Raw genomic sequence first — 7986 nt, forward strand, 5'->3', positions numbered from 1 at the left:
GCCCTCCTCCATCGAATTCCAGGTATCGGAACCCTTTTCACGCACAACAAAGGGTTCGCTGGCCAGGCGCGATAGCGGAATGCGCTTTTTGGCTGCCAGCGGATGGTTGGGCGCCGCCACAACAACATAAGGGTGCGGGGCGAAAGGTTCGCTCACTGTGTCCATATCCAGCGGCGGGCGCACCATGACGGCCAGATCCGTCAGGTTATCGGTCAGCTGGCTCAAGAGTTCCTCGCGATTGCAGACGCCGAAGTCCAGCGTCACGCCCGAGTGGCGCCGTGCGAACTCGACGAGCAGGCGCGGAAAAAAATAATCGCCGGCGCTGATCACCGCAACATTCAGCTTGCCGCCGGAGATGCCCTTGAACTGCGCCATGGCTTCTTCCACCTCCTTGAACTGCTGGATGATGATCCGGCTGGAGTGAAGCATCTCAATGCCCGCCGGCGTGAGATGAATTTTTTTTCCGAGCTGCTCAAACAGTGGAAGGCCTGCGTGGTCTTCCAGTTTGTTGACCTGGATGGACACCGCCGGCTGTGTCAAGTGCAGCTCTTCGGCGGCTCGCGAAAAGCTCAAGTTGCGGGCCACAGCCTCGAACACCTTAAGCTGGCGCAACGTCGCATTCTTCATCTCGGCCCCTTTAATCCATAACTCATAAGTAATTCATGGTATCAAATGGGTTAGCAATGAATAATCATTCATTACAGGCCGGTCGACCTGGGCAAGCTTTCGCCCGTAGCTATTTCTGGTCCGCCCACCAGGACTCGCCGAACTGGCCTTGCAGCCAGCCGACAAAGCCGTTGACCTTGGCCGGCACCAATTGGGGCGAAGGATAAACAGCATGGATTTCCTGCGATGGCAGCACCCAGCCGCTCAGGAGGGGCACCAGAGTACCGCTGCGCACCGACTCATGCGCCACATACCGGGGCAAGGCAGCCACGCCCATACCGCCGCGCGCTGCCACCAGCAGCGCCGAGAGATTGTTCGAGCGCAGCGGCCCACTGACCGAGACCTGACGCGCTTGGCCTTCGGCTCCGTTGAAATGCCAGCGCGCATCGCCTTGCACCGTGCTGTAGATCAGCGCATCGTGCGTGACAAGATCCGCAGGATCGGCCGGCGCACCGCGCTTCTTGATGTAATCGGGCGAGGCCACGACCACCCACGGGTTGATACCCAGGTAACGCGCCCCTAACGTCGAGTCAGCGAGCGGCCCCATCCGGATCGCCACGTCAATGCCTTGCTCAACCAGGTTGACATAACGGTCTTCAAAGTTCAGCTCGATTTGCAATTTGGGGTGCATCTGCATGAAACGCATGACCAGCGGCACCAGCACGCGCCGTCCGAAAGCTACGGAGGTAGTGATTCGCAGGCCGCCCTGGACCTGCGACTGCAATAGCGCCGCCACCGTCTCGGCCTCTTCGACATGGTGCGCGATCAGCTTGCACTTGGCGTAATACAGTGCGCCGATCTCGGTGGGCGTCACGCCACGGGTCGAACGATGGAGCAGCCGTGAACCCAGCTGCTTTTCCAGTTGCACCACCAGCTTGGTGGCCGACGGCTGGCCCATACCCATATCGGCAGCAGCCTTGCTGAAAGAGCCGAGGTCAACCACGCGAATGAAAAGCCGGATGGCTTGAATGCGGTCCATGGCCGCAAGTAGACCACGGCGACATCGGCCAGGCAATCATTTATTCCAAATTGGAATAAGCGTAATGCACGGGATGGGGCTTCCCCGCAGCCATCAACGCCGCGACCATCCGTCMAACGATCAGCAACCCTCTAGGAGACTTCAATGGCAAAAATGAAGGCCGCCATGGCCGCCGTTCTGGTGATGGAAAAAGAAGGCATCACGCAAGCTTTTGGTGTGCCCGGCGCAGCCATCAACCCGTTTTACTCCGCACTGCGTGAGCGCCAGTCAATCACGCATATCCTGGCGCGGCACGTCGAGGCCGCATCGCACATGGCCGAAGGCTACACACGCGCCAAGGCCGGAAACATCGGGGTGTGCATAGGCACCAGCGGCCCAGCCGGTACCGACATGATCACCGGGCTGTACTCGGCAATTGCCGACAGCATCCCCATTTTGTGCATCACCGGGCAGGCGCCCCGTGCGCGCCTGTACAAGGAGGATTTCCAGGCAGTAGACATTGAATCCATCTCCAAGCCGGTCACTAAATGGAGCGTGACTGTGCGTGAGCCGGCCTTGGTGCCGCGTTCCTTCCAGCAGGCCTTTCACCTGATGCGCTCGGGACGACCCGGCCCGGTGCTGATCGACCTGCCTTTTGATGTGCAGATGGCCGAAATTGAATTCGACATTGACACCTATGAGCCGCTACCGGTCTACAAGCCGGCTGCAAGCCGCAAACAGATCGAAAAAGCACTCGACATGCTTGCTGCTTCCAGCAAGCCTTTGATCGTCGCCGGCGGCGGCATCATCAATGCCGACGCCTCCGATTTGTTGGTCGAGTTTGCCGAACTCACCGGTGTGCCGGTGATCCCCACGCTGATGGGCTGGGGCACCATTCCCGACGATCACCCCCTGATGGCCGGCATGTGCGGACTGCAAACCAGCCACCGCTACGGCAACGCCACCATGCTGGCCAGCGACTTCGTCATCGGCATCGGCAACCGCTGGGCCAACCGCCACACCGGTTCGCCCGAGGTGTATTGCAAAGGCCGCACCTTTGTGCACGTCGATATCGAGCCGACGCAGATTGGCCGGGTGTTCAATCCGGACTTTGGCATTGTCAGCGACGCCAAAGCCGCACTGGAACTGCTGGTGCAGGTCGCCCGCGAACGCAAGATGGCGAAGAGCCTGCCCGACTATGGCAACTGGGCCACCCGCTGTGCTGAGCGGAAAAAGCTCATGCACCGCAAGTCCCACTTTACCGAGACCCCCATCAAACCGATGCGCGTGTATGAAGAAATGAACAAGGTGTTCCCGCGCGACACCATTTACGTGACAACCATTGGCCTGAGCCAGATTGCCGGCGCGCAGTTTCTCAATGTGTACGGGCCACGCCAGTGGATCAACTGCGGCCAGGCGGGGCCGCTGGGTTGGACCATCCCCGCGGCCCTCGGTGTAGTGGCCGCCGACCCGACACGTACCGTTGTCGGGCTGTCCGGCGACTACGACTTTCAGTTCCTGATGGAAGAGCTGGCCGTGGGTGCGCAGTTCAACCTGCCTTATGTGCAGGTGCTGGTCAACAACAGCTATCTGGGCCTGATCCGCCAGGCCCAGCGAGGTTTTGAGATGGACTACTGCGTACAGCTTGCTTTCGAAAACCAGAACGTACCGGCAGGCGAAGGTGATCTGCGCAGTTACGGCGTGGATCACCAGGCTGTGGTGCAAGGCCTGGGCTGCAAGTCATTGCGCGTGACCGATCCTGAAAAGATCAATGACGCCATGGTCGAGGCGCAGGTGATGGCACGCAAATACCGGGTGCCGGTGGTTGTGGAAGTCATCCTCGAAAAGGTCACCAATATCGCCATGGGCACGGAGATCGACAAGGTCAACGAGTTCGAAGACATCGACTGCCGCCACCCCAAGGGCCGTGAAGGCCTGGAACTGGCCGGCTTGCTTGAGTAAGCCCCTAGCAACGGCCAACGCCCCACCAGCAAAGAAATCATGCCTAAATTTTCCGCCAATCTCAGCATGCTCTATACCGAGCATGCGTTCCTCGACCGCTTTGAACCGGCTGCGAAGGCCGGCTTCAAGGCGGTAGAGTTTCTTTTCCCCTACGCCTTCAGTGCCGCCGATATCAAGGCCAGGCTCAACAGCAACGGTCTGCAGCTGGTGCTGCACAATCTGCCCGCCGGCGACTGGGAGGCCGGCGAACGCGGCATTGCCTGTCACCCTGATCGTGTGGAGGAATTCCGTGCCGGTGTGACCCAAGCCATCACGTATGCCCAGGTGCTCGGTGTAGGTCAACTCAACTGCCTGGCCGGCAAAACACCAGTGGGTGCCAGTGATGCCGTTCTGCGCACGACTTTTGTCAATAACCTGCGCTATGCATCCATCGAACTGAAAAAGGCCGGCCTCAAATTACTGATCGAACCGATCAACACCTTTGACATTCCGGGCTTCTACCTGAACCGCACGGCTCAGGCACTGGACATTCTGGACGAGGTCGGTGCCAACAACGCCTTCGTGCAGTACGACATCTACCACGCGCAGCGCATGGAAGGCGAAGTGGCGGCGACGATACAAAAACATCTGGCACGCATCGCCCACATCCAGCTGGCCGACAACCCCGGCCGCAACGAGCCGGGCACCGGCGAGATCAACTACGCATTTTTGTTCACGCACCTGGACCGCCTTGGCTATGGCGGCTGGATAGGCTGCGAATACAAACCTGCCAGCACGACGGACGCAGGACTGGGCTGGCGCCAGCGCCTGACAAGCTGACCCGCACCATCTCACAAGGACTACGTTTACATGACCTCCAACGCCCTGAAAATCGGCTTCGTCGGCCTCGGCATCATGGGCGCTCCCATGGCCGGCCATCTGATCAAGGCTGGGCATCAGCTGTTTGTCCATACCCTCGGCAAGATGCCCGATGCAATTGCCAGTGGCAGCGCCACGCAATGCGTGAATTCCCGTGGCGTAGCTGAGCGCGCGGACATCATCTTCATCATGGTGCCCGATACCCCTGACGTGGAGGCTGCGCTGTTCAGCGAAGGCGGTATCGCAGCCGGTCTGAAGGGTTCGGCCGCAGACGCAGGTGAACGCAAGGTTGTCGTCGACATGAGCTCCATCTCGCCCATAGCCACCAAAACCTTTGCGCAGAAAATCAACACACTGGGCTGCGACTACCTTGACGCACCGGTTTCCGGCGGCGAAGTCGGTGCCAAAAATGCGACGCTGTCCATCATGGTCGGCGGCCCACAAGCCGTGTTTGAACGCATCAAGCCGCTGTTTGAATTGATGGGCAAGAACATCACGCTGGTTGGCGGTAACGGTGACGGCCAGACCGCCAAGGTGGCAAACCAGATCATCGTGGCGCTCAACATCGAAGCGGTGGCCGAGGCGCTGCTGTTTGCCGCCCGCGCCGGCGCTGACCCGGCGCGTGTACGCCAGGCCTTGATGGGCGGCTTCGCGTCATCGAAGATTCTGGAGGTGCATGGTGAACGCATGGTCAAGCGCACGTTTGACCCGGGTTTTCGCATCGAGCTTCACCAGAAGGACTTGAACCTGGCGCTCTCGACTGCGCGCCTGCTCGGCATCTCGCTGCCCAACACGGCCACCGCGCAGGAGCTGTTCAACTCCTGCGTCGCACACGGCGGCAAAACCTGGGACCACTCCGCAATGGTGCGCGCATTGGAGAAACTGGCCAACTTCGAGATTGGCCAGCAGGCCGGGTGATCGTTGCCGGAACGCGCGCACAAGCGTGGATCCGGCGTCTTTGCGTTGCGTCCGTTTGCACCGGGAGTTAACAGTCCCCAAAGTCGCACCGCACCGCTCATGCAGCCGGCATTGGGCCTGTTATTGGTCCAGCCGAAGAAAAAATCCCATGCGGCCGGATCGCATTCCGTGATGGAACTGCCGAAAAAACTCCAGCCTCCATTTCTCACCCCCACTTGTTCGGGATTGGCGTGCGCACGCAGGCGCGCCGGAAAGTCACTGCACTCTTACCCACCTGCGTGAACCGTACCCTTCGCGCCGGGCATTATTTATATATAACTCATAGATAATCATTTATATGAAATACTTTAACTATCATTAATCATTCATTCTTTCTACAGTTGTCTCAAGCCCGGTGCATCACGCATCGAAAAGTGCCCCCAGAGCATCCACCCATCAAAGGAGACCTCCATGCTCAACGCCTCGCTTGACAACACTGCCGCCGACCGGACCGATCAGACCCGCCACGCCTACAACGCCGCATTCGAAGAGCTCGGCTTGACCTGGCACTGGGATGCACCCACTTATGCCCGATTGCAGGCCCAAGGCCGCGATGCCGTGCGTACCTATCTGGAGACCGAGCAGGCGCATCTGCTGCGAGCCTACGAAGCAGATTTCCTGGTTGAGGCCATCGAAGCGGCCAAGGCCCGCTGCCATGCCAGCATGGTCGCCAGCCGGGCAAACCCGGCTCCTTATGCCGGCTGGTCCAGCCATTCACTCACGCCAGCCAATAGCCGGCCAAAAAACACCACGCCAGCACCCCGGTTCACGCCGAGTGCGCTGTACACGTGAAGGGCCGGAATGTCTAACCGTTGGCTACGTTTCAGGGAAGGCAATTCAACCGGCTTCGGAACTCTCGAGGGAGAGAACATCCGGGTTTGCCAGGGCGACATATTCTCCGGTGCGACACCCACGGACCGGGTGCTGCCGCTGACCAGCGTCGAGCTCTTGATGCCGGTACGGCCAAGCAAAGTCATCGCGATGTGGAACAACTTCCACGCCCTGGGTCAAAAACTCAACCTGGCTGTGCCAGCCGAGCCGCTCTACCTGATCAAGGCGCCGAACTCCTACCTGGATCCAAACGGAACCATCCTCAAGCCCCCATGCAATGGCAAAGTAGTTTTTGAAGGCGAACTGGGCATCGTGATCGGCAAAACATGCAAGCAGGTTCCCGAGCACGATGCGATGGATCATGTGTTCGGCTACACCTGCGCCAACGACGTAACGGTCGCCGACATACTGAACCGTGATGCCTCGTTTGCCCAGTGGGTACGCGCCAAGGGGCTGGATACCTTCTGCCCCTTCGGTCCCGTCGTGGCCACAGGTCTTGATCCAGACAAACTGGTAGTTAAAACCATCCTCAACGGCGAGATCCGCCAGGACTATCCCATCAGCGACATGCGCTTTTCAGTGAAGCAGCTGGTGAGCTTGATATCCCAGGACATGACACTCTATGCAGGCGATATCATCCTGTGCGGTACGTCAATCGGCGTGGGATCCATGAAACCGGGAAGCACGATCGAAGTGGAGATTGCCGGTATCGGCAGGCTCAGCAACCGATTCGAATAACGTTTTTTACCAGGAGTACGGGTGTGAAGATTGCGATCATTGGGGCCGGGGCCATCGGCGGTTATGTGGGTGTGAAATTGGCTTTGGCCGGTGAGGACGTGACCTTCATCGTACGGGGCGCCAACCTGGATGCTATTCGTAAAAAGGGCATGAAGCTGATCATGCACGATGGCACCGAACACGTTGCGGAAAATGTCAAGGCGACCAACAATTACACAGAAGCCGGCCCGCAGGATCTGGTGATCCTGGCCATGAAGGCACATCAGGTAGAGGCTGTAGCCAACGATCTTCCCAAGCTGTTTGGGCGTGACACCACAGTCGTCACCATGCAAAACGGCATCCCCTACTGGTACTTCCATAATCATGGTGGCCCGTTTGAAGGARGCCAGGTCCATAGCGTGGACCCCAGCGGTACGCTGTCAAAAATGATCCCTCCGCAGCGCGTCATCGGCTGTGTCGTCTACCCGGCCTCTGAACTTGTGGCGCCAGGTGTCGTGAAACATATCGAAGGCGACCGCTTTCCGGTCGGCGAGCTTGACGGCTCAATCAGCGAACGTGTCACGCGAATTTCAGAATGTTTTGGCAACGCGGGGTTCAAGGCGCCCGTTCTGGACAACATCCGATCGGAGATCTGGCTCAAGCTTTGGGGCAATCTCACTTTCAACCCCATCAGCAGCCTGGCCCATTCCACACTGGTGGACATCTGCCAGTATCCGCTGACGCGCGACCTGGCCGCCAACATGATGCGCGAGGCGCAGGAAGTCGCGCACAAGCTGGGCATCGAGTTTCGCGTCACGCTGGACAAGCGTATCGCCGGCGCTGAGAAAGTAGGCAAGCACAAAACATCCATGCTGCAGGACATCGAAGCCGGCCGAGCCCCGGAAATCGATGCCCTGGTGGGTTCAGTAGTCGAACTGGGACGTCTTACGCAAACACCAACGCCGCACATCGACACGGTATATGCCCTGGTCAAGCTGCTCGCAAAAACCATGGACGAAGAGCGCGGACAGGTGCGC

8 protein-coding genes are annotated in these 7986 nt (G+C 59.1%); 6 read left to right on the forward strand and 2 right to left on the reverse strand.

What is annotated here, in order from left to right; genetic code table 11:
- On the reverse strand, nucleotides 1-627 hold a 627-nt coding region (locus tag AC1D1P_RS09260; RefSeq protein WP_477672764.1), incomplete at its 3' end, for a LysR family transcriptional regulator.
- A 109-nt stretch (nucleotides 628-736) separates the two neighbouring features.
- Nucleotides 737-1645, reverse strand: coding sequence for a LysR family transcriptional regulator (locus AC1D1P_RS09265; RefSeq protein WP_477672765.1), 909 nt, complete (start codon nucleotides 1643-1645; stop codon nucleotides 737-739).
- A 144-nt stretch (nucleotides 1646-1789) separates the two neighbouring features.
- On the opposite strand from AC1D1P_RS09265, the gene gcl reads away from it, so the two are divergent.
- From gcl to AC1D1P_RS09295, 6 genes are all read left to right on the forward strand, one after another.
- Nucleotides 1790-3586 (forward strand): glyoxylate carboligase, encoded by a 1797-nt coding sequence (gene gcl / locus AC1D1P_RS09270; protein WP_477669198.1) that lies wholly within the window; start codon nucleotides 1790-1792, stop codon nucleotides 3584-3586.
- A gap of 39 nt (nucleotides 3587-3625) precedes the next feature.
- Nucleotides 3626-4405: a hydroxypyruvate isomerase gene (gene hyi / locus AC1D1P_RS09275; RefSeq protein WP_477669197.1), complete on the forward strand. Its 780-nt coding sequence runs from the start codon at nucleotides 3626-3628 to the stop codon at nucleotides 4403-4405.
- A gap of 30 nt (nucleotides 4406-4435) precedes the next feature.
- Nucleotides 4436-5362 (forward strand): 2-hydroxy-3-oxopropionate reductase, encoded by a 927-nt coding sequence (glxR, locus tag AC1D1P_RS09280; RefSeq protein ID WP_477669196.1) that lies wholly within the window; start codon nucleotides 4436-4438, stop codon nucleotides 5360-5362.
- A 450-nt stretch (nucleotides 5363-5812) separates the two neighbouring features.
- The gene (locus AC1D1P_RS09285) at nucleotides 5813-6193 is read left to right on the forward strand and encodes an HAD family hydrolase (RefSeq protein WP_477669195.1); all 381 of its coding nucleotides are present in this window, start codon (nucleotides 5813-5815) and stop codon (nucleotides 6191-6193) included.
- Nucleotides 6194-6202: 9 nt separating this feature from the next.
- A complete protein-coding gene (locus tag AC1D1P_RS09290; protein ID WP_477669194.1) occupies nucleotides 6203-6970 on the forward strand; it encodes a fumarylacetoacetate hydrolase family protein in 768 nt (255 codons plus the stop codon).
- A gap of 23 nt (nucleotides 6971-6993) precedes the next feature.
- Nucleotides 6994-7986 (forward strand): 2-dehydropantoate 2-reductase (locus AC1D1P_RS09295; RefSeq protein ID WP_477672766.1); only part of this gene is annotated, 993 nt, incomplete at its 3' end.

Source organism: Polaromonas sp. P1_E1_2, assembly GCF_056406035.1.